Origin of the sequence: Streptomyces sp. cf386, assembly GCF_900103585.1 — a bacterium.
Taxonomy (GTDB): domain Bacteria; phylum Actinomycetota; class Actinomycetes; order Streptomycetales; family Streptomycetaceae; genus Streptomyces.
In genome coordinates, this window is the sequence record NZ_FNHV01000026.1 from 58,797 (window position 1) to 84,622 (window position 25,826).

Genomic DNA, 25,826 nt, shown 5'->3' on the forward strand with positions numbered 1-25,826 from the left:
TCGCGCCCGTCCCCCGGCCGGCGCACTGTTCCCGTCACCGGCCCGGCCCCGGATCCCGATCCCGGCCCCCGTCCGCCCGATTCCACCTACGCTGGGAGCGAGGCGCATGGCGGGCCAGGGAGGCTGCGATGAGCACGACACCGATCGACCACGACGGTACGGCGGCGTCGCGGTATGTGCCGATCGCCGAGCACGGGCTGATCGGCGACCTGCGCAGTGTGGCCCTGGTCGGGACGGACGGCACGATCGACTGGTACTGCTGCTCGGCCTTCGACGCGCCGAGCGTCTTCGCGGCCATCCTGGACGCGGAGCGGGGCGGCTGCTTCGAGCTGGCGGCCGCGGTACCGGCGAAGACCAAGCAGTTCTACTTCCCCGACACGAACGTCCTGATCACCCGGTTCTTCACCGAGGACGGCGTCGGCGAGGTGCAGGACTTCATGCCGGTCGACGGCGACTCGGTCGAGGCGGAACGCCACCGGCTGATCCGGCGCGTGGTGTGTGTGCGCGGGTCCATCCCGTTCCGGACGCGGGTGGCACCGCGCTTCGAGTACGGTGCTCAGCCGCACACCGTGCGCATGGTCGGGGAGGTCGCCGTCTTCGAGTCCGAGAAGCTCTCGCTCGGACTGACCTCCACCGTGCCGCTGGAGGTCGACGACCTGGACGCGTACGCCGAGTTCAAGCTCTCCCAGGGCGAGTCGGCGGTGTTCGCGCTGGACCAGGTCGGCGGCGATGTGACCCCGCGCCGGTGCGCGCGCTCCGAGGCCGAGGCGCAGTTGCACAGCACCGTCGAGTACTGGCGGCAGTGGCTGTCCGCCTCCAAGTACCGTGGCCGTTGGCGGGAGATGGTGCATCGCTCGGCCCTCACCCTGAAGCTGCTCACCTACGCGCCCACCGGCGCCATCGTGGCCGCGCCGACGACGAGCCTGCCCGAGGAGATCGGCGGCGAGCGCAACTGGGACTACCGGTACGTGTGGATCCGGGACGCCGCCTTCTGCGTGTACGCACTGCTGCGGCTGGGCTTCACCAGCGAGGCCGAGGCGTTCATGCAGTTCCTGACCCGGCACGTCAGCCGGGGCGACGGCTGCCACTCCGGACCGCTGCAGATCATGTACGGCATCGACGGCCGCGCCGACCTGACCGAACGCGAACTCGACCACCTGGAGGGACACCTCGGTTCCGCCCCGGTGCGAGTCGGCAACGCCGCCGCCGACCAGCTCCAGCTGGACATCTACGGCGCGCTGATCGACTCGATCTACCTCTACGACAAGTGGGCGCAGCCGATCTCCAGCGACCAGTGGGACGACGTGTGCGCGCTCGTGGACTGGGTGTGCGAGCACTGGGACCAGCCCGACGAGGGCATCTGGGAGACCCGCGGTGGCCGCAAGAACTTCCTGTACTCCCGGCTGATGTGCTGGGTCGCGATCGAGCGGGCCATCCGCCTGGCCAACCGGCGCGGCCTGCCCGCCGATCTGCCGCGCTGGCAACAGTGCAGGGACACCATCTACCGGCGGATCATGAAGCGCGGCTGGTCCGAGACGCGGCAGGCCTTCGTCCAGCACGAGGACGGCGACGTGCTCGACGCGGCCGTACTGATGATGCCGTTGGCGAAGTTCATCGCGCCGACCGACCCCAAGTGGCTGTCCACCCTGGACGCGCTCACCCAGGAGCTGGTGTCCGACTCACTGGTCTACCGCTACGACCCGATGGCGAGCCCCGACGGACTGCGCGGCGACGAGGGCACGTTCTCGATCTGCTCGTTCTGGTACGTCGAGGCCATGGTCCGGGCCGGCCGGATCGACGAGGCGCGGCTCGCCTTCGAGAAGATGCTGACGTACGCCAATCATCTGGGCCTGTACGCCGAGGAGATCAGCCATACCGGCGAGCAACAGGGCAACTTCCCGCAGGCGTTCACGCATCTCGCGCTGATCAGTGCGGCCTTCAATCTGGACCGCGCCCTGGGGTGAGGCGAGTTCACAGGATTCACGGGCGAGACAATCGAACTTAGGTGAGGCTAACCTAAACAGGGGCGCGGCGGAGCCGCATGTCGATGCAGCCCCAACTCACCGAAGGGCAACCCGAGATGACGCCTGGCTCGATCTTCCCGTACGTCATGCCGACCCCCGCCATGCTGCCCGACGACCGGACCGGGTGGACCCTCGACCCGGGCCGGGCGGCGCTCCTGGTGCTCAATCTGCAGCGGCGTTTCCTGCGGGAACTGGACCAGGAGGGCGCCCCTGTCGACGAACTCCTCGCGAATGTCGGCCGGTTGGTGGACGCCGCGCATTCGGCGGGCGTCCCTGTCGTCCACTCGGTTCCGGCCGGTGAGCGGGGTCCGGCACCCACCGGACGCCCCTCCGGGCCGCCGACCGACAGGAACGGCACGGACGGCGAGGCGTTCGACGAGCGGGTGATGCCGCGCACCGGTGACACCGTGCTCACCTCCCGGAAGTACAGCGCGTTCGCCCGGACCCGGCTGGACAGCCGGTTACGCGACCTCAGGCGCGATCAGGTGGTGGTCGTCGGGTTGTTCGCCCGGGTCGGCGTCCTGATGACGGCCGCCGACGCCTGGGTGGAGGATCTGGAACCTTTCGTGGTCGCGGACGCCATCGCCGATGTGTCGGCCGGGAGCCATGAGTTCGCGCTCGAGTGGGTGGCGGACACATGCGGGGCGGTGACGTCCACGGATGGGGTAGCGGCGGCCTTCGACCCCGCCGTACCGGCGGCGAAGGCGGTCTGACCGGCTCAGACGGGCGCCGTGCGGCGGGCCAGCAGGGAGCGGTGGATCTCCCCGGCGCGGATCGCGGTGGTCGACAGCAGGGTCGAGGTCAGTCCGTGGGTGTGCTCGGTGCCGCCCTGCAGATAGATCCCCGCGGTGACGTCGGACGCGGTCTCCACTCGATGGTCGCGCGAGACCCGGATCGCGTCCCCGTCGTCCCGGAGGCAGACCTTCGCCGCCTCGCCGAGCAGGGCGGTGAGGTCGCGGGGCCGGTATCCGGTGGCGTGCACGAGCACGTCGGCCTCAAGGGTCTGCTGCTCGCCGGTCGGCAGGAACTCCACCGCGATGTCGAGCCCGCCGTCCCCGCGCCGCCCGACCTCGCGGATACGGGAGACGTTGAGGAAACGCAGCCGCTCGCGGCCGATGACCTTCTCCTGGTACGCGGTGGCGTACAGGGACTCGATCAACTCCATGTCGACGACGGAGTAGTTGGTGGAGCGGTGGTAGTCGAACAGGGACTGTTTCACCTCGGAGGGTGCGCCGAAGTACACGTCCACCGCCTCCGGGTCGAAGATGCGGTTGGCGAACGGACTGTCGTCGGCCGGGGTGTAGCCGTACTTGGCGAACACCGCGCAGACCTCGGCCTGCGGGAACGAGCGGTGCAGATAGTCGACGGTCTCGGCGGCGCTCTGCCCCGCACCGAGCACGACCGCGCGGCGCACCGGGGCACCGGTGTGGGCGAGTTCGGTCACCCGTGGCAGTAACTGGCTGTTGTGCCAGACGCGTTGGGAGAGTTCGACGCCGGGCGGCACATGCGGTTCCAGGCCGACCGCCACGCTGATGTCGCGGGCGCGGTAGGTGATGTGCCGGCCCGGGCGCTCCGGGTCACGGCAGACCACCTCGAAGTGCGTGACGGTGCCGTTGTCGTCGCGCACGGGGTCGACGGCGGTCACGCAGTGGTCGTACACCACGAGGTGCCGCACCCGCTCGGCGGCCCACTCGAAGTACTCGTGGAACTCGACCCGTAGCGGGAACAGCGTCTTCTGGTTCAGGAAGTCGATCAGCCGGCCGCGCTCGCGCAGGAAGCACAGGAAGCTGAAGTCGCTGGCCGGATCGCGCAGCGTCACAAGGTCCTTGAGAAACGACACCTGCATCGTGGCGTCGTCGATGAGCATGCCCCGGTGCCAGCCGAAACCCGGCTGGCGCTCCAGGAAAAGGGCGTTGGTCCGACGTTCGGCCGGCAGATCCGCGTTGTGTTCGTCAATCGCTATGGCCAGGGCGAGATTTGACGGCCCGAAGCCGATTCCGAGGACGTCGTAGGTGGTGTCCGATCCCGTGAGCGGTGACTTCACCGTGGCATCGCCTCCCTCAGGCAGCCACATGTTAGATAAGGTTAGCCTTACCTTGCAATGGAGCCTGCCGAAGGGGAGAACCGCATGCGCGTCGCCATGTTCGGCTACCAGACCTGGGGTCACCGCACACTCCAGGCCCTGCTGGACTCCGACCACGAGGTCGTCCTCGTGGTCACGCACCCGAAGAGCGACCACGCCTACGAGAAGATCTGGGACGACAACGTCGCCGAACTCGCCGAGAAGAACGACGTCCCCGTACTCCTGCGCAACCGCCCCGACGACCCCGAACTCCTGGCCGCCCTGCGCGACGCGCGGCCCGACATCCTGGTCGCCAACAACTGGCGCACCTGGCTGCCGCCGGAGCTGTTCGACCTGCCCCCGCACGGCACGCTCAACGTGCACGACTCGCTACTGCCGTCGTACGCCGGCTTCTCGCCCATCATCTGGGCACTCATCAACGGGGAGGCGCGCGTCGGCGTCACCGCGCATCGCATGAACGCCGAGCTGGACGCCGGGGACATCCTGATGCAGCGCTCGGTGGCGGTCGGGCCGACCGACACCGCCACGGACCTGTTCCACCGCACCGTCGACCTGATCGCGCCGATCGTGCGCGAGTCGCTCGACCTCATCGCCTCCGGCAAGGACACCACCCACTGGCAGCCGCAGGACCGCAGCCGGGCGAGCTTCTTCCACAAGCGCTCGCTGGAGGACAGCCGCATCGACTGGAACTGGCCGGCGGAGCGTCTGGAGCGGCTCGTACGGGCGCAGTCGGACCCGTACCCCAACGCGTACGCGTTCCATCGCGGGCAGCGGATCAGGATCGTCTCGGCCGCCGTCTCCGAGGCGCACTACGGCGGCACTCCGGGCCGGATCTTCATCCGCGAGGGCGACGGCGTGGTCATCGTGGCGGGCAGCGACGCCCACTCGGGCCGGCACCCGGGGCTGGTCATCAAGCGACTGCGCACCGACGACGGCGCCGAGTACGCGGCGACCGACTACTTCCGCACGATGGGGGGCTACCTCACCGCCCGCCCGTGACCGAAGAAGGCCGGAGGAGATCGAAAAGGGCGGAAGAAGGCTGAAGAAGGCCGAAGAAGATCACGGACTTCGGTGACGAAACGTCAACTCACGTCCGATACAAAGAAGTTGTCCGGAACCCGTTGTTAAGGCAAGGCTTACCTTGCTTTACTGACGGCCGTACAGATCCTGCCTGCTTCACCGGCGCAAGGGACGCACATGACGAGAAAGCTCCTCACCACCCTTCTCACCGTCACCCTGGCCGCCGCCTTGGCAGCCTGCGGCTCCGTCGAGGACGACTCGAACACCTCCTCCGACGCCTCCGGCGACGCGAAGGCGGACGCCTCGTCCGCCTTCCCGGTGTCCGTCAAGCACAAGTTCGGCACCACCAAGATCACCAAGGCGCCGGAGCGGATCGTGGTGATCGGCAACGGCGGTACGGACGACGTCGACGCGCTGTACGCCCTGGGTGTCACACCGGTCGCCGTGTCCAAGGACGCCCTGAGCTCGGACGGCGTCTATCCCTGGCTGAAGGACAAGATCGACACCAAGAAGACCGAGCTGCTCGACACGCTGACCGCCGTCGACTACGAGAAGGTGGCGTCCCTCCAGCCCGATCTGATCCTGGCCACCTCCGACTTCACCCTGGACAAGGACTACAAGAAGCTCGCCGCGGTGGCACCGACCATCGGCTACGAGACGGCCTGGGGCCAGCAGACCTGGCAGGAGCATGTGCAGGTGGTCGCCAAGGCCGTCGGCAAGGAGGAGCAGGGCGAGCAGGTCATCAAGGAGACCGAGGACAGCATCGCCGCGGTGAAGGCGAAGCATCCGAAGCTTCAGGGCAAGACCTACAGCCTGTCCATCGGCAACACCCCGGCGAAGATCTTCACGATCGCGTCCGAGGAGGACTTCGCCGCGAAGCTGATGAGTCAGGTCGGGATGAGCCTGACGCCGACCGTGAAGAACATCAAGACGGTCAACGGCAGCCCGACCGGCGAGCTGTCCTTCGAGCAACTCGACAAGCTGGACGCCGATCTGGCCGTCATCGCGTTCACCACTCCGGACCTGAAGAAGGCCTTCGAGTCCAGTGACCTGGTCAAGAACATGTCCGCGGTGAAGGACGACCGGTACGTCGTGACCGATGTCGCGACCATCAGCCAGCTCCGCAGCCCGTCCGTGCTGGGCATCCCGTGGGCGCTGGACAACCTGGAGCCCGGGTTCAAGAAGCTCGACTGACCGCCCGAGGGGGGCGCGAAGGAGGGGCGGGGTGCCTTCGGGTACCCCGCCCCTCCTTCTCATGTGCCCTTGAGCCCTCTCAGGAGTCCTTGAGCGCGGAGTCGACCTCGTCCGCCGACATCTCCTCGATCTCCAGATTGATCGCGGCGACCTGTTCCAGCCGCCCGGGCGTCTCCTCCTCGGCGGAGAGCCGCTTGGCCATGCCGCCGGCCGTCAGGGTCGCGAAGAGGGACCGAACGGAGACCTCCGAGCTGTCCAGGGCCTCGCGCAGTCGGCCGACGATCACGGTGGCGAGCACCGAGTCGCCGCCGAGCGCGAAGAAGCCGTCGTCGAGGCCGACGCGTTCGACGCCGAGGACGTCCTGCCAGACCCGCGCCACGACCGTCTCCAGGGCGGTTCCGGGGGCCCGGTCCTGTTCCGCCTCCGGCACCTGCCACAGGTCCTGTACGGCACGGCGGTCGAGCTTGCCGTTGGAGGTGAGCGGGAGTTCCTCGGCCACGGCGATCCGGGCCGGGACCATGTGCGGCGGCAGCACGGACCGCGCCCACTCGCGCAGGTCCTCCTCGGCCGTGCCCTTGTCGGCGGCCACCGCGGCGGCCAGCTGGACGCCCTGGCCCCGGGGCAGCCCGGCGACGGCACGCCGTACCGCGGGGTGACCGGCGAGCGCCGCCTCCACCTCGCCGAGCTCGATCCGGAAGCCGCGCACCTTGACCTGGTGGTCGCGGCGGCCGAGGAACTCCAGGGTGCCGTCGGGCCAGTACCGAGCGAGGTCGCCGGTGCGGTACCAGCGCACCCCGTCCGCCTCAGTGAACTTCTCGGCTGTACGCGAGGGATCGGCCCGATAACCGAGCGCCACCCCGTCGCCGCCAATCCACAGCTCACCCGGCACCCAGTCCGGACAGTCCCGCCGATGAGCGTCGACGACCCGGCACCGGACATTTCGCAGCGGAGTGCCGTACGGCACCGCCCGCCAGTGCACCGGCACCTGAGCCTCCGTCACCTCGCACACGGTGGAGTGGATCGCGGTCTCCGTAGTCCCGCCCAGCCCCGTGAACCGGCAGCCGGGCGCACGCTCGGCGAGCCGCCCCGGCAGGTCGGTGCCCACCCAGTCGCCGCCGAGCAACACCGCTCGCATTCCGGTGAGTTCGCCGGGTGCGGTGGCGAGGAGAAGCATGTCGAGCAGCGGGGGCACGCAGTTGAGGAGCGTCACCTTGTGCGTGCGTACGAGGTCGACCCACTGGCTCGCCTCGCGCCGGTCGTCCTCGTCCACGAGCACGAGGGCGCCGCCCGCGCTCAGCAGCCCGAAGATGTCGTAGACGGAGAGGTCGAAGTCCAGTGCGGACAGGGCGAGGCAGCGGTCCGAAGTGCCCACGCCAAAACGGTCGTTGAGGTCGTCGATGGTGTTCATGGCCGCCCGGTGCGGCACTTCGACGCCCTTGGGCTCGCCGGTGGATCCGGAGGTGAACAGCACATAGGCGGGCTGCTCCTCGTCCACGGTCACCGGCTGTGGCAGGGGTGTTCCGGTCATCGCCTCGGCGACCGGCAGGGCGTCGAGGCCCTCGACCGGGCGTCCGTCGGTGAGCGCGACCCGGAATCCCGCGGTGGCGCGGATACGCTCGCGCCGGGCGGGCGGCTGCTCGACTCCGATCGGCACATAGGCGGCACCCGCGGCGAGCACGCCCAGCACGGCGGTGATCTGGTCGGACCCCTTGGGGAGGCTGACCGCGACCGTGTCGCCGGGGCGTACGCCTCGCTCCACCAGGGCGGCGGCGGTGCGCAGCGCGCGGTCGGCCAACTCGCCATAGGACAGAGCGCCTTCGGTCGCCCACAGCAGGGCCGGGGCGTCCGGCCGCTCGGCGGCGCGGTCGAAGAAGCCCTGGTGCAGGAGCCGGTGGCTGCGCGGGCCCTCGGTGGTGTTGACCGTGGCGCGGACCGCCGACTGCCCGTCGGGCAGCAGGGCCGGCACGGGCCGCTCCCAGACCGTGTCGTCGGTGCCGAGCCGGGTGACGAGGCCGTGGAAGGCGGCGAACATCGCGTCGATCATGCCGGGCGGGAAGGCGTCCTCGCGGACGTCCCAGTTGACCAGCAGTCCGCCGTCGACCTCGGTGACCTGGGCGTCGAGGAGCACCTGCGGGCCCTGGGAGATGATCCAGACGGGCTTGCCGAAGGAGTGCCGTACGCCTTGGTCGAAGAGTTCGCCGAGGTTGAGGGCGCTGGTGAACACCACGGGCGCCAGCACCTGTTCGCCGTTCTGCCGGGACAGGTCCCGCAGCACCTCCACGCCGGAGTGGTCGGCATGCGCCGCGTCGGTGTGCATACGGTCCTGCAGGCGCCGCGCGTGCTCGGTGAACGAGCCCGGTTCGGCGAGGTCGATGTCGAGCAGCACCGAGCTGGTGAAGTCACCGACGAGCAGGTCGACGTCGGGGTGGGAGCCCCTGCGGTCGAACATCGGCACGTTCAGCAGGAAGCGGGGCTGTCCGCTCCAGGCGGCCAGGACCTCCGAGAAGGTGGTCGCCACGGCCATGGCCGGGGTCAGTCCGTGCTGGTGGGCACGGGCGGTCAGCCGCCGCTTCTCCGCGGGCGGCAGCCAGTGGTGGCGGCGAGTCACCCGGGTCGGGTCGGTGCGCTCCGCCTCGGGCACGAGCGGGAGTTCGGGGGCGCTGGGCAGCTCGGGGATCCGCCGCTGCCACCACTCCTGGGCCTGCTCCCGGCTGAGCCGCCGTACGTCGGCGCGCTCCGCGAGGTACTCCGGGTAGCTGGTGCGGATCGGGGGGAGCGTGGTGCCGGGGTCCTGGTAGAGCCTGGCGAGGTCGGAGAGGAGCACCCGATAGCTGAGCGCGTCGGCGGCGAGCATGTCGACGTCGACGTGCAGTCGGCTCGAACCGTCCGGCAGCAGCGAGAGCTGGACGGAGAAGACCTCTCCGGCCGCGACGTCCAGGCGCGCGTGCGAGGCGGAGTGCCGGATGTCCTCCAGCCCGGCCGCCGCCGCCCGCGCGTCCAGCGTCCGCAGGTCGTTGACGATCGTCGCGGGGTGGGTGAGGTCGGGCAGGATCTGCTGGCGGCCGTCGTCGGTGAAGCGGGCGCGCAGCATGCCGTGGCGGGCCGCGAGGGCTCGTACGGCCGTGTCCAGCCGGTCGGGGTCTACGCCGGTGCCGTCGAACTCGACGTAGAGGTGGGCGGCAACGGAGCCGAGTGTGGTCTCGTCGCCGCGGCCGATCCAGTAGGCGTGCTGCATCACGGCCAGCGGGAAGGGCTCGCGTGGCTCGGGCGCGGGGGGCGGCAGGGCGGGCGTCCGCTCGGCGGGCCGCGCGGCGGCCGGTATGTGGGCTGCCAGCAGCTCCCGCCAGGCGCGCAGGGTGGGCTCCTTGGCCAGCTCCGCGAAGCTGACCCGGACGCCCTGTTTGCGCCAGCCGCCCGCGATCTTCATCAGGGTGATCGAGTCCAGGCCCCAGGCGATGAGGCTGTCGTCCTCGCTCGGGGGTTCCTCCGAGCCGAATGTGTCGGTGACCGAACGGAGCAGCTCGTCCGCGGTCGGGTGGTGCTGCGTCACCGGTTCCTCCGAAGTCGTCCGTGGTGGCTCAGAAGTCGTCGAGGTCGTTCTCGAAGTCGTCGATGTCCTCCTGGGTCAGTTCGACCAGGGGGAGGTCCGACGGGGTGAGGCCGCCGGCCGGGGCGTCCTCGGCGTGCCGGGCGAGCCCGCGCAGGGCGCACTCCCAGAGGCCCAGCAGGTCGTGCGCCTCGGAGTCGGTCAGGAACGCGTCCGGCCAGGAGACGGAGACGTTCAGCCGGACACCGCCCGTCTCCTCGACGGCCACGGCGTTGATCTCCAGCCCGAAGGCAGCGGGCTGCCGGCCCGCGGCGGAACCGCTGTTGGATGCGGTCGGCGGTGGCACCCGCAGCATGGGGGCCTCGGGGGCCAGTTCCCAGGGCTGGTCCGCCGAGCCGGACGCGGTGAAGCGGCCCAGGTAGTTGAAGAGGATCTGCGGCTGCGGAAGTTTCTCCAGGGCGGGTGCGGTGTCGGGGTTGAGGTGACGCAGGAGGCCGTATCCGAGGCCGTGGTCCGGAACGGCGCGCAGCTGCTCCTTGACGCGCTTGAGCGCCGTGCCCGCGGCGGGCCCGCCGGCCAGCGCCTCGTCGAGGTCCAGCGGGCCGGGGTCGACAGCGGCCGGATGGAAGGTGGTGAACCAGCCGACCGTGGCCGACAGATCGACCCCCTCGGCGATGTCCTCCGCACGTCCATGCCCCTCCAGGCCGACCAGAAGCGACCGCCCGGTCAGGTCGCCGCGCCGCTCCCGCCAGGCCGCCGCGGCGAGCGCGAGGGCGGTGAGCAGGACGTCGGGGGTGGCGGCGTGATAGGCGGCGGGGACGGCTGTCAGCAGGGCCGCGGTGACCTCGTGCGGAAGCACGAGGGTGTACTCGCGCACGCTCGCCGCACTGCCGAGGTCACGCTCCAGGAAGGCCCGCGCCCCTTCCAACTCGCCGGTCCACCAGGCCAGTTCGCGCACACGGTGTGGCTTGGCGGCTTCCTCGCCGAGGAGTCGGCTCCAGGTTCGGAAGGAGGTGCCGCTGCGGGCGAGGCTTCGGCCGGACTGCCACGCCTGAGCCAGGTCGGAGGTGATGATCCGCCACGACACTCCGTCGACGACCAGGTGGTGCGCGACGAGGAGCAGCCGGCCGGAGTCGGTGAACCAGACGGCCTGCAGCATGCGCCCGGCCGCCGGATCGAGCCGGGCCACGGCTGCGGCCAGCTGATCGTCCAGCCCGGCGTCCCGTACCTGACCCAGCAGTTCGCCCGCACGCACCGCTCCCTCCGCGGGCACCTCCAACCGGTCCGTCAGTCGAGCACGGAGCATGTCGTGGCGGTCCACCACCGCTTGGATCGCGGCGACGGCGGTGTCGTACGTGAGATCCGGCGGGGTCACCAGCAGGACCGCCTGGGCGAGGCCGTGGTAGGAACCGTCGGGGCCGGCCGTCCAGCGCATGATCGGGGTCAGCTCCGCCGCTCCGACCGGCTCGTCGACGAGACCGGTGTCGGACGGCCCGGCGGAGGCGGCCAGACCTGCCGGGGTCGGCGTCTGGAAGACGTTCCGGGGGCTTAGGGCGATACCGGCCTTGCGGGCCAGGGTCACCAGGCGGATGGAGACGATGCTGTCGCCGCCGAGCTCGAAGAAGTTGTCGTCGATGTCGACGTGCCCGAGCCCCAGGACGGAGGCGAACAACTCGCAGAGCAGTCGCTCGCGTTCGCTTGAGGGCGCTCGCGTCGGGGTGCCGGACGTCGTGGTCACGGGTGCCGGGAGGGACCCGCGGTCGACCTTGGCGGAGGGCAGCAGCGGGAAGGCGTCCAGGGCGGTGAGGGTGCGCGGGACCATGTGTTCGGGCAGCCGTTCCCGGAGCCAGTCGTGCAGGTCGCCGGGGGCATCGGCGGCGAGGTAGTACCCGGCGAGCTGCTTGACGCCCGGGGCGTCCTCCCGGATCACCACGACCCCGCGCCGCACACCCGGATGCTGTTCGAGGATCGCCTCGATCTCCTCCAGCTCGACCCGCATGCCGCGGATCTTCACCTGGTTGTCGGCCCGGCCGAGGAACTCCAGGGTGCCGTCGCGCTGCCACCGCACCAGGTCGCCGGTGCGGTAGAGCCGCTCGCCGGGCGGGCCGAACGGGTCGGCCACCCAGTGGTCGGCGGTGCGGCCGGGGTCGTTCACATAGCCGCGGCCGAGGTAGATGCCGCCGGCGTAGAGCTCCCCCGGCACGCCGACCGGCACCGGTTGCAGCCGGTCGTCGAGGACGTAGAGCCGGGTGTTGCCGTTGGGCCGCCCGATGGACACGGCGCTGCGGATCGCACCGGTGCGGTAGACGACGTGGCTGACCCCGATGGTGGCCTCGGCGGGCCCGTACCCGTGGTACATCACGGCCCGGCTCGCGGCGCGGAAGCGGGCGAACAGCTCGGGGGTGAGCACCTCGCCACCGCACCACACGTGTTTGAGGGAGCGGGCCCGCCGGGCGAAGCCGTCCAGCTCCAGCAGCAGGTCGAGCATGGACGATACGAGGTAGGTGAAGGTGACCCGGTGCCGTTCGACCGCGTCGAGGAGATAGTCGACGTCGCGTTCGCCGCCCGGCTCGGCGATCACCACCCTGCCGCCGTGCACCAGCGGCAGGAAGATCTCGTTGATGGAGATGTCGAAGCCGAGGGGCGCCTTGAACAGGGCCGCGTCCTCGGTGCCGAAGCCGAGCAACTCGCGCTGCCACAGCAGTCGGTGGGCGATGGCCCGGTGACGGATCATGGCGCCCTTGGGGACGCCGGTGGATCCGGAGGTGTAGATGACGTACGCGAGGCCCTCGGGGTCGACGGGGACGGTCGGGTTCTCCGGCTCCTCCGGACCGTCCAGGCGCACCTCCACGAACGGCGGCGCGTCGTCCCCGAGGACCGATTCGTCACCCGGCCTGCCCAGCACCACCGTCAACGCCGCGCTCCGGCACACCTCGGCGACCCGGAGCGCCGGCCAGGACGGCTCCAGCGGGACGAAGGCCCCGCCCGCCTTCAGCACGGCGAGCAGTCCTACGACCATCTCCACCGAGCGCTCCAGATGGATGCCGACGCGGCGCTCCGGGCCGACGCCGAGTGAAGTCAGCTGCCTGGCCAGGGCGTTGGAGCGGGCGTTGAGCTCGGCGTAGGTCAGTCGGGTACCGCCCTCGATGCCGTACTCGACGGCGGTCAGTTCAGGGGTCTTCGCCACCTGTTCCTCGACCAGTGCGGTCAGGGTGGTGGAGGGCATGGGGTGGGCGGTGTCGTTCCACTCCCCCAGCAGCCGGGCACGCTCACGCGGGGTGAGGACGTCGGCCAGGCCGACCGGCAGATCGGGCCGCCGGGCCAGCTCACCGACCAGCCGCACGAACCGCTCGACCATGTCCCGGGCGGACTCAGGGTCGTACAGGTCGAGGCTGTGGACGAGCGCGCCGGTGATGCCTCCGCCCTCCGGCCGTTCGAAGACGTGGAAGGCCAGGTCGGTCTTGGCCGTGTAGAAGTCGACGCGCAGCTCGTTGAGCGTCAGACCCACGAAGTTCCGTGTCTCGTCAGGGGCTTGCTGGTGGGCGAGCATCACCTGGAACAGCGGGTGCCGGCCCATCGAGCGGGTGGGTGCAAGCGCGTCCACGAGCCGCTCGAACGGAACGTCCTGGTGGGCGTACGCGTCCACGTCGGTCTCGCGCACCCGGGCGAGCAGGGTACGGAACGTGGGGTCGCCGGAGACGTCGGTGCGCAGCACCAGGGTGTTGACGAAGAGGCCCACGAGGTCGTCGAGGGCCTCGTCGCCCCGTCCGGCGACCGGGGTGCCGAGGGGGATGTCGTCCCCCGCGCCGAGGCGTCCGAGCAGGACCGCGAGGGCGGCCTGGAGCGCCATGAAGACGGTGCCGCCGGCTTCCGCGGCCAGACCCCGGAGCCTCCCGTGGATCTCCGCGTCGAGGGAGAAGTCCACGGCACCGGCCCGGTATCCGGCGACGGCCGGGCGGGGTCGGTCGACGGGCAGCTGCAGCTCCTCCGGCACACCCTCCAACTGCCGTGCCCAGTAATCCAGTTCGGCGTCGGCCACCCCGCTCTCTTCGAGCAACTGCCGCTGCCACAGCGTGTAGTCGGCGTACTGCACGGCCAGCGGGGGCCATGCCGGGCGGTCGCCTCGCGCCCTGGCCGCGTAGGCCGTCTCCAGGTCCCGCAGCAGTGGCTCGGCGGACCAGCCGTCGGTGGCGATGTGGTGGATGAGGAGGAGCAGGACGTGCTCGTCGGGGGCGACACGGTACAACGTGGCGCGTACGGGGATCTCGGCATCCAGCGCGAACGAGTACGCGGCGGCCTCGCACAGCAGTCCGTCGAGTTCCCCGGCACCGGCCGACACCACCTCGAAGGGCACAGCCACATCCCGCAGGACCCGCTGGAAGGGCGTGCCGTCGTCGTCGGGGTAGACCGTGCGCAGCGCCTCGTGACGGGCCACGAGGTCATGGAGGGCGGCTCGCAGCGCGTCCGGGTCGAGCTGCCCGGTGAGACGTACGGCGGTGTGGATGTTGTACGTCGGGCTCGGCCCCTCCAGCCGGTACAGGAACCACAGCCTGGCCTGCGCGGAGGACAGCGGCACCGCGTCCGGACGCCGGGTCGGCAGCAGCGCGGGGCGTCGCTCGGCGGCCGGCGCCTCCAGGAGCGGGGCGAGAGCGGCCACGCTAGGTGTGTCGAAGACCGCCCGCAGGGGGACGACGGCCCCGAGTTCGGCCCGGATGCGGGCGACCAGGCGAGTGGCCAGGACGGAGTGGCCGCCCAGGGTGAAGAACTCGTCGTGGATGCCGATGGCGGGCAGCCCGAGCAGGTCGGCGAACAGGGCGCACAGGGCCGCCTCCGCCTCGGTGCGGGGGGCGGTGGAGGTGGTGAGGCCGGAGAGGTCGGGGGCGGGCAGGGCCGTGCGGTCGAGTTTGCCGTTGGGGGTCAGCGGCAGCTCGTCGAGGATCACGACGGCAGCGGGCAGGAGATGCTCCGGGAGCGTCGCCTTCAGGTCCTGCCTGATCTGCAACGGTTCCAGCCCGGCACCGGGGTGGGGCACGGCGTACGCCACCAACCTCGGGTCGCTTGGCTGGTCCTGACGTACCGTCACCGCCGCCTGGGACACTCCGGGCAGGGCGGCCACGGCGGCCTCGGTCTCGCCCGGCTCGACGCGGAAGCCGCGGATCTTGACCTGGTCGTCGGACCGGCCGAGGAACTCCAGCGCCCCGTGCGTGGTCCAGCGCACCAGGTCGCCGGTGCGGTAGAGGCGGGCGCCGGGCGGGCCGTACGGGTCGGCGACGAAGCGGTCGGCGGTCAGGCCGGGGCGGCGGAGGTAGCCGCGGGCCAGCTGCGAGCCGCCCAGGTAGAGCTCGCCCGGGACGCCCGGCGGCACCGGGCGCAAGGAGGCGTCCAGCACGAGGGTGCGGGTGTTCCACACCGGGCGGCCGATCGGCACGGAACCGGCGGCGGACCTGGTCCCCTCGGCGCACGGCCAGGCGGTGACGTCCACGGCGGCCTCGGTGGGGCCGTACAGGTTGTGCAGCTCGGTTCCGGACAGCGACTCGGCGCAGCGCTCGGCGAGTTCGGTGGGCAGGGCCTCGCCGCTGCACACGATCCTGCGCAGGACGCCGCGCGCCTGCTCGGCCGCCGGGTCGTCGAGGAAGACGCGCAGCATCGAGGGCACGAAATGCGCGGTCGTGACCCGCCGGTCGCGGATCAGCTCGGCGAGGTAGCCGGGGTCACGGTGGCCGCCGGGTCGGGCGAGGACCAGTACGGCCCCGGTGATCAGCGGCCAGAAGAACTCCCAGACGGAGACGTCGAAGCCGGCCGGTGTCTTCTGCAACACGCGGTCCTCGGAGCCGAGTTCGTACGTGTCCTGCATCCACAGCAGCCGGTTGACGATCGCGGCGTGCGGAATCACGGTCCCCTTGGGACGGCCCGTGGAGCCGGAGGTGTAGATGACGTACGCGGGGTGCTCGGGGCGGAGGGGCTGGAGCCGGTCGGTGTCGGTGAGTTCGGCGGAGTCGAAGGCGGTGGCCTCCGCGGCCGTGGTCTCCGTGTCGAGCAGGAGCAGCGGCACCCCGGGCGGCAGTACCCGGGCGGTTTCCGCGGCGGTCAGCACCAGCGCCGGCGCGGAGTCCTCCACCATGAACGCCAGCCGCTCGGCCGGGTAGCCGGTGTCCAGCGGGACGTAGGCGGCGCCCGCCTTGAGCACCGCCAGCAGGGCCACCACCAGGTCGGTCCCGCGGTCCAGGGCCACGCCCACCAGTTGCTCGGGACCCACCCCGTGCGAGATCAGCAGCCGGGCGAGGCGGTTGGCGCGGGCGTGCAGGTCGGCGTGGTCCAGGGCGTCCGAGCCGTCTTCGGCGATGAGGGCGGGCGCGTCGGGGGTGCGTGCGGCCTGCTGGGCGAGGAGGTCGGTGAGGTGGGTGGTGGGGACCGGGTGCTCGGTGGTGTTCCAGTCCTCCAGGACCCGGCGTTCCTCGGCCTCGGTCATCAACGGCAGCCGGGAGACGGCGAGTTCGGGTTCGGTGAGGGATGCGGCGAGGAGTGTCTCCAGGTGCCGCAGGAGCCGGTCGACGGTGTCCGGGGTGAAGAGGCCGCCTCGGTAGGTGGCCTCGATCCGCAGGCGGCCATCGGTGAGGAAGGCCTCCAGGGAGAGGTCGAACTGCGTGGTGTCGTTGTGGACGGTCTCCCAGGCGGCGGTCACGCCCGGGAGCTGCGGTCCTTCGAGTCCCTGGGTGAGGAAGAGCAGCATGACGTCGAAGTAGACGGAGCGGCCCGGCTGCCGTTCCGGCTTCAGTCGCTCCACCAGTTTGTCGAAGGGCATGTCCTGGTGGGCGTAGCCGTCCGTGCACACCTGCTTGACGCGCTCGACGAGTTCGGCGAAGCCGGGGTCGCCGTCGAGGTCGGCGCGCAGGGCGAGGGTGTTGCCGAAGTTGCCGATCAGCCTTTCGAGGCCGGGGAGGTCGCGGTTCATCACGGCCGAGCCGATCGGGATGTCCGTGGCGCCGGTGGTGCGGTGCAGGAGGGCGGCCAGGCCCGCAAGCAGCACCATGAAGGGTGTCGCACCCACGTTGCGCGCATGGGCGGTGAGCCGGTCGGTGACGTCGGTGGCGAAGGTGCGGAAGCGGCGGTCCCCGTGCGCGGTGGGGCGGGCGGTGCGCGGGGCGTCGGTGGGCAGGGCGAGGGGACGGGGTGCGGGGACCAGGGTGGAGCGCCAGTGGTCGAGGTGCTCGGCCAGTCGCTCGTCGGTCCAGGTGGTGCGCTGCCAGAGAGCGAAATCGCCGTACTGGAGGGGAAGTTGTTCGAGACCGGAGGAAGGCGGCCCGTCGGTTGCCGCACGGTAGAGGGCACTCAGATCACGGGAGAGCGCGTTGAACGTACCGCCGTCCCAAGCGATGTGATGAACCGTCAGAACAAGAGTGTGGTCCTGCTCCGTGCGCTGGATCAGCAGGGTGCGCATGGGGTGGTCGCAGGCGAGGTCGAAGGGGGTCGCCGAGGCGATCCGGGCCAGTTCCTTCGTACGACGGTCCCGCCGATCTTCCGACAGGCCGCGCAGGTCGGCGGTGGCGAACTCGGCCTCCGCCTCGACATCGACGACCTGCTCCGGGGTGCCGTCCTCGGCGGCCGGGTAGCGAGTGCGCAGTATCTCGTGCCGGTCGACCAGCCCCTGCAAGGCCGTGCGCAGGGCCGCCGGGTCGAGCGGGCCCCGCAGTCTGATGGCGAGGCAGACGTTGTAGGCGGGGCTGGCCGGGTCGAGCTGCTGGAGCAGCCACATGCGGGACTGGGCGTACGACAGCGGCAGCCGGGGCGTGTCGGCGGGCCGGCGCGGGATCCGTTCGGAGCGGGCGGCGGCGTCGGCCAGACCGGCGCTCTCCAGCCTGCGGCGGAGCAGTTCGCGCTTGCGTGCGGCGAGGTCGGCGGTGGGGGTCTCCGTCACTGGTCTCCGCCTTTCGGGAGCGGTTCGCCCTTCAGCAGCAGGTGGAGGGAGGTGGTCCAGAGCGCGGCCAGCCGTTGGATCTCGGTCTCCGTGAAGAGCCGTTCCGGCCACTGCCAGCACACCGACAGTTCCGTTCCGGTGATCACCGCGTCGATGACGAGGGCGTACGGGGCGGGCATGTCGGGGTCGGCGCCACTGCCCATGGCCCCGGTCTCCGGTGCGCTCGTGAACACGGTGGACTCGCGCCGCTCTCCCATGCCCATCCGGCCCAGGTAGTTGAACTGGATCTGCGGTTCGGGGAGTGGGGAGAGTTGCTCGGCGGTCTCCGGGTTGAGGTGGCGGAGCAGTCCGTAGCCGATCCCCTTGTCGGGCAGGGCGGCCAGCTGGTCGCGGATCCGCCGTACCTGCTCCGCACCGGGCTGGGCGCCGGGATCCAGCCGGACCGGGAAGACGCTGGTGAACCAGCCGAGGGTGCTGGAGAGGTCGGCGCCGGGGAGGAGGTGCTCCTCGCGGCCGTGGCCCTCCAGGGCGATCAGGACCGAGGGGCGGGGGCCGGTACCGGTGCTTGGGGCGCCGCGCCAGGACGGCACGGCGAGTGCCAGCGCCGTCAGCAGCACTTCCTGGGCGGAAGCGGTGGTGAGAGGAGCGGTGATGTCCGGTCCCAGCGTGGTCCAGTGCCTGCGGATCGTCGCCCTGGTGTCCAGGGCGGGGTCCAGTGGTCCGGCACCCAGGGGTGGTTCCGGTTGGTCCAACATCCCCTTCCAGAGCGCGAGTTCGGCCGATCGTTCCTGGGCCAGGCCACGCAGCGCCCGCGCCCACTCGCGGAAGGACGTGCCTCGCGGCGACAGCTCCCCGCCCTCCCAGGCGGCGGCGAGGTCGGCGACCAGCACGCCCCAGGATGCCGCGTCGGTCACCAGGTGGTGCAGCACGACCAGGAGCCGTCCCTCGCGACCGCTGCCGCCGTCGAACCACAGGAACCGCGCCATCGCCCCGGTCGCCGGGTCGAGCTCGGCGACCAGCTCGTCGAACGCCTCCGGCACCAGGGTGCCGATGGCCGTGTGGTCCAGCCGCTCGGCGTCGACGCGCCGTACGCAGTCGGCGGCGCGGGCCGAGCCCACGGGTCCGGCCGCGAAGCGCCAGGACCCGTCCACGGACCGGGCGAAGGTGGAGCGCAGTAGGTCGTGGCGGTCCAGTACGGCCTGGACGGTGCGGTGCAGCCCGTCGAGGTCCATGGCGGCCGGGGTCCGCAGGAAGCGTGCCTGGCTGAGGGCTCGGAAGGGGCCGTCCTGCTGGGTGAGCCAGGTCAGTATCGGCGTGAGCGCGATGTCGCCGGTTCCCGCGTCGGGGTCGGTCACTCGGCGTGCGGCGCCGCCCGCGAGGTCTGCCGCGTCCACCCGTTCGGCGAGTTCCGCGATCGTGGGCCGCTCGAACACGTCGCGCGGCGAGATCGCGAGCCCGGCCGCCCGCGCCTGGCTGACCAGCCGCATCGACACGATGCTGTCGCCGCCGAGCGCGAAGAAGCTGTCGTGCACCCCGATCGTGTCCAGCCCGAGCACCTCGGCGAACAGCGTGGCGAGCCGCTCCTCGACCGGGTTCCGGGGCGGCTGCACGGCCGGCCCGGCGGACCGGGCCGGCGCCGGAAGGGCGGCGGTGTCCAGCTTGCCGTTCAGGGTGAGCGGGAAGCCGTCCACCGGGACGAACGCCGACGGCACCATGTACTCGGGCAGGACGGCGGCCACGGCCCGGCGCAGCAGCTCCGCCGTCTCCTCGGTCTCCGGCGCGGACAGGATGACGTACGCGACGAGGCGCCGTACGCCTGGCGTGTCCTCGCGGACGACGACCGCCGCCCGCTCCACCGGCTCCTGCTCCAGCAGCACCGCCTCGATCTCACCGGGTTCGATCCGGTATCCCCTGATCTTGACCTGGTCGTCGACCCGGCCCAGGCACTCCACCAGGCCGTCCTCGGTCCAGCGGGCGATGTCGCCGGTGCGGTACATGCGTGCGCCGGGATCGCCGGAGAACGGGTCGGCGACGAAGCGGGCCGCTGTAGCCGCGGGTTGGCCGAGGTAGCCGCGGGCCAGGCCGGCGCCGGCCACGTACAGCTCGCCCTCGACGCCTACGGGGACGGGGTTGAGGTGGCCGTCCAGGATGTACAGCGTGCCGCCCGCCACGGGGCGGCCGATCGCGGGACGCTCACTCAGCGCGAAGTCGCAGTCCGCGGAGTCGACGGTGCATTCGGTGGGGCCGTAGAGGTTGTGCGCGGCCAGCCCGTCCGTCTCGCGCAGGGTGCGCCACAGGTCCGGCGGCACGGCCTCGCCGCCGACGCCCAGCACCTTCAACTCGGCCTGCCAGTCGCCGCCCTGGGCGACCAGTTCGCCGAGCAGGGACGGGGAGAGTTCGATGAACTCGATGCCGTTCCGGGCGAGGAAGTCACGCAGGGCGGCGGGGTCGCGGCGGACGTCCTCCGGGACCATGTGCAGCTCGTGTCCGGCGAACATCCACAGCATGGGTTGCCAGGAGGCATCGAAGGCGATGGGCCAGGCGTGGCCTATGCGGAGTTGGCTGCGGCCTGCTGCTGTGGAGGCCGGTGCGTGTAGGGCTCTGTGGTGGGCGGTGAAGAGGTTGACGATGGCTCGGTGCGGGATGACTACGGCTTTGGGGCGGCCGGTGGAGCCGGAGGTGTAGATGACGTAGGCGGGGTGTTCGGGGAGTAGGGGGGTTGGGCGGTCCGTGTCGGTGAGGTTGGAGGCGGGTGTGTGCGCGAGGCGCTGACGAGTGTCGGGTGCATCAAGGATCACGCAGCGATCGGGTGCAAACGCCGGATGGCGGCCGCGGGTTGACTGTGGCTGGTCGCGCCCACGCGGCAGAGCCGCATATGTCACAGCCCCGCGCCCCTTGAAGGGCGTTGCAGTCGTCGTTGAGATGAGAGCCACCGGACATGCGTCCTCCAGCATGCCTGCGATGCGATCCCCCGGCCATGCAGGATCCAACGGCAAATAGGCCGCGCCCACCTTCTGGATCGCCAGCAGAGCGGTCATGACGTCCGGGGTCGGCGGGAGCGCGAACGCGACGATCTGTTCCGGTCCGGCGCCCAACTCGACCAGATTCCGGGCGAGTTGGTTCGCAGCCGTGTTCAGCTCCGCGAACGTCAGAGTCTGCCCGTCCCCGACCACCGCCACCGCGTCCGGCGTACGAGCCGCCTGCGCCTCGAACACCTCGGGCATCGTGCGGTACGACACCGGCAGCCGCTCCCCCACCCCGCCCGTCAGCAGCGCTGCGCGCTCCTCGGGAGCGAGGACGTCCAGCGCGGCCAGGGGGGCGTCGGGGGCGGCAAGAACGGCATGGATGAGGCGCTCGAAGCGTCCGGCCAACTCCTCCACCGTCGTACGGTCGTAGCAGTCCGGGCGGAACTCGAAGACGACCCCGAGCCGTTGCTCGGCCAGCACCGCAAGGGTCAACGGATAGTGGGTGGCACCCGAGCCCTTGACCTCGACAATCCGCAGTCCGGCGTTCCTCTCGGCCTCGGCGACCGCCGACTCGTCGATCGGGTAGTTCTCGAAGACGAGCAGGGTGTCGAAGAGGACACCCGCACCGGCAGTGCGCTGGATCTCGGTGAGGCCTAGGTACTGATGGTCCATCAACCGGGACTGTTCGTCCTGCACTCGGCGGAGGAAGGCGCCCGCGCCCTCGCCGGGCGGTACGGTCACCCGGACCGGCACCGTGTTGATGAACAGGCCGATCATGGACTCCACACCGGCCAGTTCGGCGGGCCGGCCGGCCACCGTTGCCCCGAACACGACGTCGCCCCGGCCCGTCAGGCGCGCCAGCAGGAGCGCCCACAGCCCCTGCACGACCGTGTTGACGGTGATGCCCCGACTGCGCGCGAACTCCTGTACCCGGCCGGTCAGTTCCTCGGTCAGCCGCACGGTGTGCAGCTCCGGCGGCACCGGGACCAGCCCTGCGGACGAGGGGGCCAGCACGGTCGGCGTCGCCCCGGACAGTGCCTCGCGCCAGGCGCGGGCGGAGGCCTCGCGGTCGCGGGAGGCGAGCCAGGCGAGGAAGTCGCGGTACGGCCGTACTGCGGGCAGCGGGGCCGTGGAACCGGGGGCGAGCTGGGCGGCGTACAGCTGGAGCAGTTCGCGGACCAGGAGGGGGATGGACCAACCGTCCAGCAGGAGGTGGTGGTTGGTGAGTATCAGCAGCCAGCGGTCGGCCGCTCGGCGGACGAGCGTCAGGCGCAGCAGGGGCGGGTCGGTCAGGCCGAAGCGGGCGGTCGCGTCCTCGACGATCAGCCGGGCCACCTCGCCCTCCCCGGCGGCATCCGCCTCGGCCCAGTTCACGGGCACCTGCTTGAGGACCACCTGCACCGGTTCGTCCAGGTCCTCGTGGAGGAAGGCGCTGCGCAGGTTGGCGTGCCGGGCGAAGAGTTCCTCGGCGGCGGTGCGCAGCAGGGCGGGACGCAGCGGGCCCTCGATCTCCACCAGGGACTGCATGGTGTAGACGTCCTGGGCCCCCTCGTCGAACAGGGCGTGGAACAGCAGGCCCTGCTGCAGCGGGGAGAGCGGCAGCACGTCCTCGACCAGGGAACCGTCGTCCCCGGGTGCCTTGCTCATCGAGTCCTCCACCTCGCCTTGACGTTGTCGAGCTGCGACTGGCTGAGTGACACCAGCGGGGCGCCGGTCGGGGTGAACTCCTCGGGCGCGGGACCGGTTTCGTCGGGCAGGGCCCGGGCGAGCCCTGCCGGGGTGCGGTGGGTGAACACATCGCGCGGCGACAGGGTGAGTCCGGCTCTGCGGGCCCGGTCGGCCAGCCGGACCGAGACGATGCTGTCGCCGCCGTGTTCGAAGAAGTCGTCATGGACGCCGACCCGTTCGAGGCCGAGCACCTCCGCGAAGAGGCCGCACAGCACCTTCTCCGGTTCGGTGCGGGGAGCTTCGAACGTGCTCGTGCCGGTGAAGTCGGGGGCGGGCAGGGCGCGTCGGTCGAGCTTGCCGCTGGGGGTGAGGGGCAGCGCGTCGAGGACGACGACCGCGGACGGTACGAGGTGGGCGGGGAGGCGTTCGGCGAGGGCTCGGCGCAGGGTGACGGGGTCGAGGGTGGGCGAGGGCGACGCCGACTGAGCCTCCTGCGCCGCCTCCGCCGCTCCCCCTACGACATACGCCACCAACCGCCTCGGCGCCGCCCCGTCCTCCCGCACCACGACCGCCGTCCGCACCACCCCCGGCAACGCACGTGCCGCCGCCTCGATCTCCCCCGGCTCGACGCGGAAGCCCCTGATCTTGACCTGGTCGTCGGCCCGGCCGAGGAACTCCACCGTGCCGTCGGCCCGGAGCCGGGCGAGGTCGCCGGTGCGGTAGAGGCGGCTGCCCGGTGGGCCGAAGGGGTCGGCGACGAAGCGTTCGGCGGTGCGGCCGGGTTGGTTGAGGTAGCCGCGGGCCAGGCCTGCCCCGGCCACGTACAGCTCGCCGACGGCGCCGACAGGGGACGGACGCAGGAACGGGTCGAGGACATGGACGCGCGTGTTCGCGATCGGCCGTCCGAGCGGGACCGGGCCGTCACCGCCGTCGGGGACGTGGACAAGGCTGTCGCCGGCCGCCTCGGAGCAGCCGTAGAGATTGACCAGTCGCGCCTGTGGCCAGCGCCGGGTGATCGCCGAGGCCAGCTCGCCGGAGAGGGGTTCGCCGCTGGAGATCCAGGTGCGGACGGAGGAGAAAGCGCCAGGCGGGGCGGATTCGACGAGGGTGGTGTAGAGGCTCGGGACGGCTGTGAGGAGCGTGGCCCGGTGGCGGTCGGCCAGAGCGGCCAACGCCGTCGGGTCGCCCGTCGCCTCGTCGTCGGCGAGCGCCACCGCCTCGCCCGCGGCCAGGGCGCCGAGCAGTTCGGTGAGGCCGTCGATGAAGCTCAGCGGGCTCTTGGAGACACGGACGCCGCCCGGACCGGCTCCCAGCTCCCGGCCCCAGGCCAGGCGGTTGGCCAGAGCCTGCTGAGTTCCGATCACGCCCTTGGGGCGGCCGGTGGAGCCCGAGGTGAAGATGACGTATGCGGGGTGCTCGGGCGACAGCGGCGGTAGCTGCCGTACGGCGGCCTCCGCGTCCGGCGGGCATATCAACTCGCGCTTGATGTTGAGTTGTTGGGCCGTCGACGCGTCGCAGATCACGATCCTGGGCTCGGCGTCGTCGAGCATGAGGGCGATGCGGTCGGGCGGGTAGCCGGGATCGATCGGCATACAGGCCGCTCCGGCCTTCAGTACCGCGAGGAGCGCGGTGACCAGGTCGGGGCTACGGGGCAGGGCCACGGCGACAACGGACTCCGGCCCGGCGCCGCGCTCGGTCAGGGCTGACGCCAACCGGTCGGCTCGGGCGTCGAGTTCGGCAAAGGTCAAGGTGGTGTCGCCGTGGAGGACGGCGGGGGTCTCGGGGGTGCGGGACGCCTGGGCCTCGAAGAGGGCGCGAACTGTGGGGTCCGGGAGGGGGCGTTCGCTCCAGGTGCTCGGCTCGCCCTCCGTCGGGGGCACGCCCAGCCGAGCGACAGGGGTTGCCGGGCGCTCGATGAAGTCCCTGACCAGCAGGTCGAGTTGGGCCGCGACGCGGTTCACCGCCGCACGGTCCAGCACCGTCGGCCGGTAGCCGAAGGTCAGTGTCAGCCGCGGGCCGGGCAGGGCGGTGAGGTTCAGCGGGTAGTGGGTGGCGTCGTGGACCGAGACCCCCGTCATACGGAGGCCCTCGGGGCCGAGGGCACGGGCGATGCCGTCGTCGTCGATGGGATAGCTCTCGAAGACCAGCAGGGTGTCGAACAGGACCGTGTGTCCGGTGGCGCGCTGGATGTCGGCGAGGCCGAGGTGCCGGTGGTCGAGCAGTGCGGACTGCTCGGACTGGAGCCGGACCAGCAGGTCCGCGAGCGGCTCCTCAGGACGTAACCGCGCCCGCACCGGCAGGGTGTTGATGAAGAGGCCGACCATCGACTCGATGCCGGGGACGTCGGCGTCGCGGCCGGAGACGGTGGCGCCGAGGACGACGTCGGTACGGCCGGTCAGTCGACCGAGCAGAACGGCCCACAGCCCCTGGAGCACGGTGCTGACGGTGAGACCGTGGGCCCTGGCGGTGCCGGTGAGGGCATCGGTGTCCTGCTCGGAGAGTTCCCGAACCAGGCGCTCGGGCTCCTCGGCGGGCACGTCCCGGGCATCCGGTGCTATCAGTGACGGCTCGTCAAGTCCCGCCAGTCCGGACTGCCATGACCGTTCGGCGGCAGCGCGGTCCTGCCGGGACAGCCAGGCCAGGTAGTCGCGGTAGGGCCGCACGCGGGGCAGGGCGTCGAGGTCGCCGCCCGAGGCGTACAGCTGGAAGAGTTCGCGGACCAGGACGGGGGCGGACCAGCCGTCCCAGAGCAGGTGGTGCGAGGAGATCACCAGGCGGTGGCTCAGCGCGTCGAAGGTGACCAGCCGGCAGCGCAGCAGCGGTGGCCGGGCCAGGTCGAACCGCTCGGCGCGGTCCTCGCCCAGCAGCCGTTCGAAGGCCGGTTCGCGTTCGGGGGCGGGCAGGGTGGACAGGTCGGTGACCTGCCACGGGGTCCTGACCTCGCTCCTGATCACCTGGACCGGGCGCCCGGAGCGCTGGGTACGGAACGCGGCCCGCAGGTTGGCGTGCCGGGCGAGCAGCTTCCCGACCGCCCCGCTCATCCGCTCCGCATCCAGCGGCCCTTCGAGGCGGAGGGTCATCTGGCCGGTGTAGACGTCGTGGCCCTGTTCGTCGTACAGCGCGTGGAAGACCATCCCCTCCTGCGTGGGCGACAGGGGGAGGACGTCCGCCACGGCCGGGCGGCCGGCCATCAGCCCTCGGCCTTGCGCATGGCCTCGGCCAGGCTGCGCGGGCGCATGTCCGTCCAGTTCCGCTCGATGTACTCCAGACAGGCGGCCCGGTCGTCGGGGCCGTGCACCGAGGACCAGCCGTCGGGTACGGGCGCGAAGTCCGGCCACAGGGAGTGCTGGCCTTCGTCGTTGACCAGGACGCGGAAGACGCCGCTGTTGTCGTCGAAGGGGTTGGCCAT

The 25,826-nt window shown here is 71.3% G+C and carries 10 protein-coding genes; 4 read left to right on the plus strand and 6 right to left on the minus strand.

All coding sequences use genetic code 11. From position 1 onward, the window contains the following. Positions 1–128: 128 nt before the first annotated feature. Positions 129–1,964: a glycoside hydrolase family 15 protein gene (locus BLU79_RS41530; protein WP_093911230.1), complete on the plus strand. Its 1,836-nt coding sequence runs from the start codon at positions 129–131 to the stop codon at positions 1,962–1,964. A 77-nt stretch (positions 1,965–2,041) separates the two neighbouring features. After that, positions 2,042–2,737 (plus strand): isochorismatase family protein, encoded by a 696-nt coding sequence (locus BLU79_RS41535; RefSeq protein ID WP_256333656.1) that lies wholly within the window; start codon positions 2,042–2,044, stop codon positions 2,735–2,737. A gap of 5 nt (positions 2,738–2,742) precedes the next feature. On the opposite strand, the gene BLU79_RS41540 is transcribed toward BLU79_RS41535, so the two are convergent. After that, positions 2,743–4,068 carry a lysine N(6)-hydroxylase/L-ornithine N(5)-oxygenase family protein gene (locus BLU79_RS41540; protein WP_093911268.1) on the minus strand — a complete coding sequence of 442 codons (1,326 nt, stop codon included), beginning with the start codon at positions 4,066–4,068 and terminating at the stop codon, positions 2,743–2,745. Between the two features lie 84 nt (positions 4,069–4,152). On the opposite strand from BLU79_RS41540, the gene BLU79_RS41545 reads away from it, so the two are divergent. Both BLU79_RS41545 and BLU79_RS41550 read left to right on the plus strand, forming a co-directional pair. After that, a complete protein-coding gene (locus BLU79_RS41545; RefSeq protein ID WP_093911231.1) occupies positions 4,153–5,106 on the plus strand; it encodes a methionyl-tRNA formyltransferase in 954 nt (317 codons plus the stop codon). Positions 5,107–5,304: 198 nt separating this feature from the next. Next, entirely contained in the window at positions 5,305–6,321 is a 1,017-nt protein-coding gene (locus BLU79_RS41550; RefSeq protein WP_093911232.1) for an iron-siderophore ABC transporter substrate-binding protein, read from the plus strand. Positions 6,322–6,400: 79 nt separating this feature from the next. On the opposite strand, the gene BLU79_RS41555 is transcribed toward BLU79_RS41550, so the two are convergent. The 5 genes from BLU79_RS41555 to BLU79_RS41575 are packed head-to-tail and all read right to left on the minus strand — an operon-like array spanning position 6,401 to position 25,826. Next, the gene (locus tag BLU79_RS41555) at positions 6,401–9,871 is read right to left on the minus strand and encodes a non-ribosomal peptide synthetase (protein WP_093911233.1); all 3,471 of its coding nucleotides are present in this window, start codon (positions 9,869–9,871) and stop codon (positions 6,401–6,403) included. A gap of 28 nt (positions 9,872–9,899) precedes the next feature. Continuing rightward, positions 9,900–17,783 (minus strand): non-ribosomal peptide synthetase, encoded by a 7,884-nt coding sequence (locus BLU79_RS41560; RefSeq protein WP_093911234.1) that lies wholly within the window; start codon positions 17,781–17,783, stop codon positions 9,900–9,902. Continuing rightward, on the minus strand, positions 17,780–22,396 hold the full coding sequence (locus BLU79_RS41565) for a non-ribosomal peptide synthetase (protein ID WP_093911235.1): 4,617 nt from the start codon (positions 22,394–22,396) through the stop codon (positions 17,780–17,782). The genes BLU79_RS41560 and BLU79_RS41565 overlap by 4 nt, the downstream gene beginning before the upstream one ends. Beyond that, positions 22,393–25,608, minus strand: coding sequence for a non-ribosomal peptide synthetase (locus tag BLU79_RS41570; RefSeq protein WP_093911236.1), 3,216 nt, complete (start codon positions 25,606–25,608; stop codon positions 22,393–22,395). Before BLU79_RS41570 ends, BLU79_RS41565 begins: the two co-directional genes overlap by 4 nt. Further along, the gene (locus BLU79_RS41575) at positions 25,608–25,826 is read right to left on the minus strand and encodes an MbtH family protein (protein ID WP_093911237.1); all 219 of its coding nucleotides are present in this window, start codon (positions 25,824–25,826) and stop codon (positions 25,608–25,610) included. Before BLU79_RS41575 ends, BLU79_RS41570 begins: the two co-directional genes overlap by 1 nt.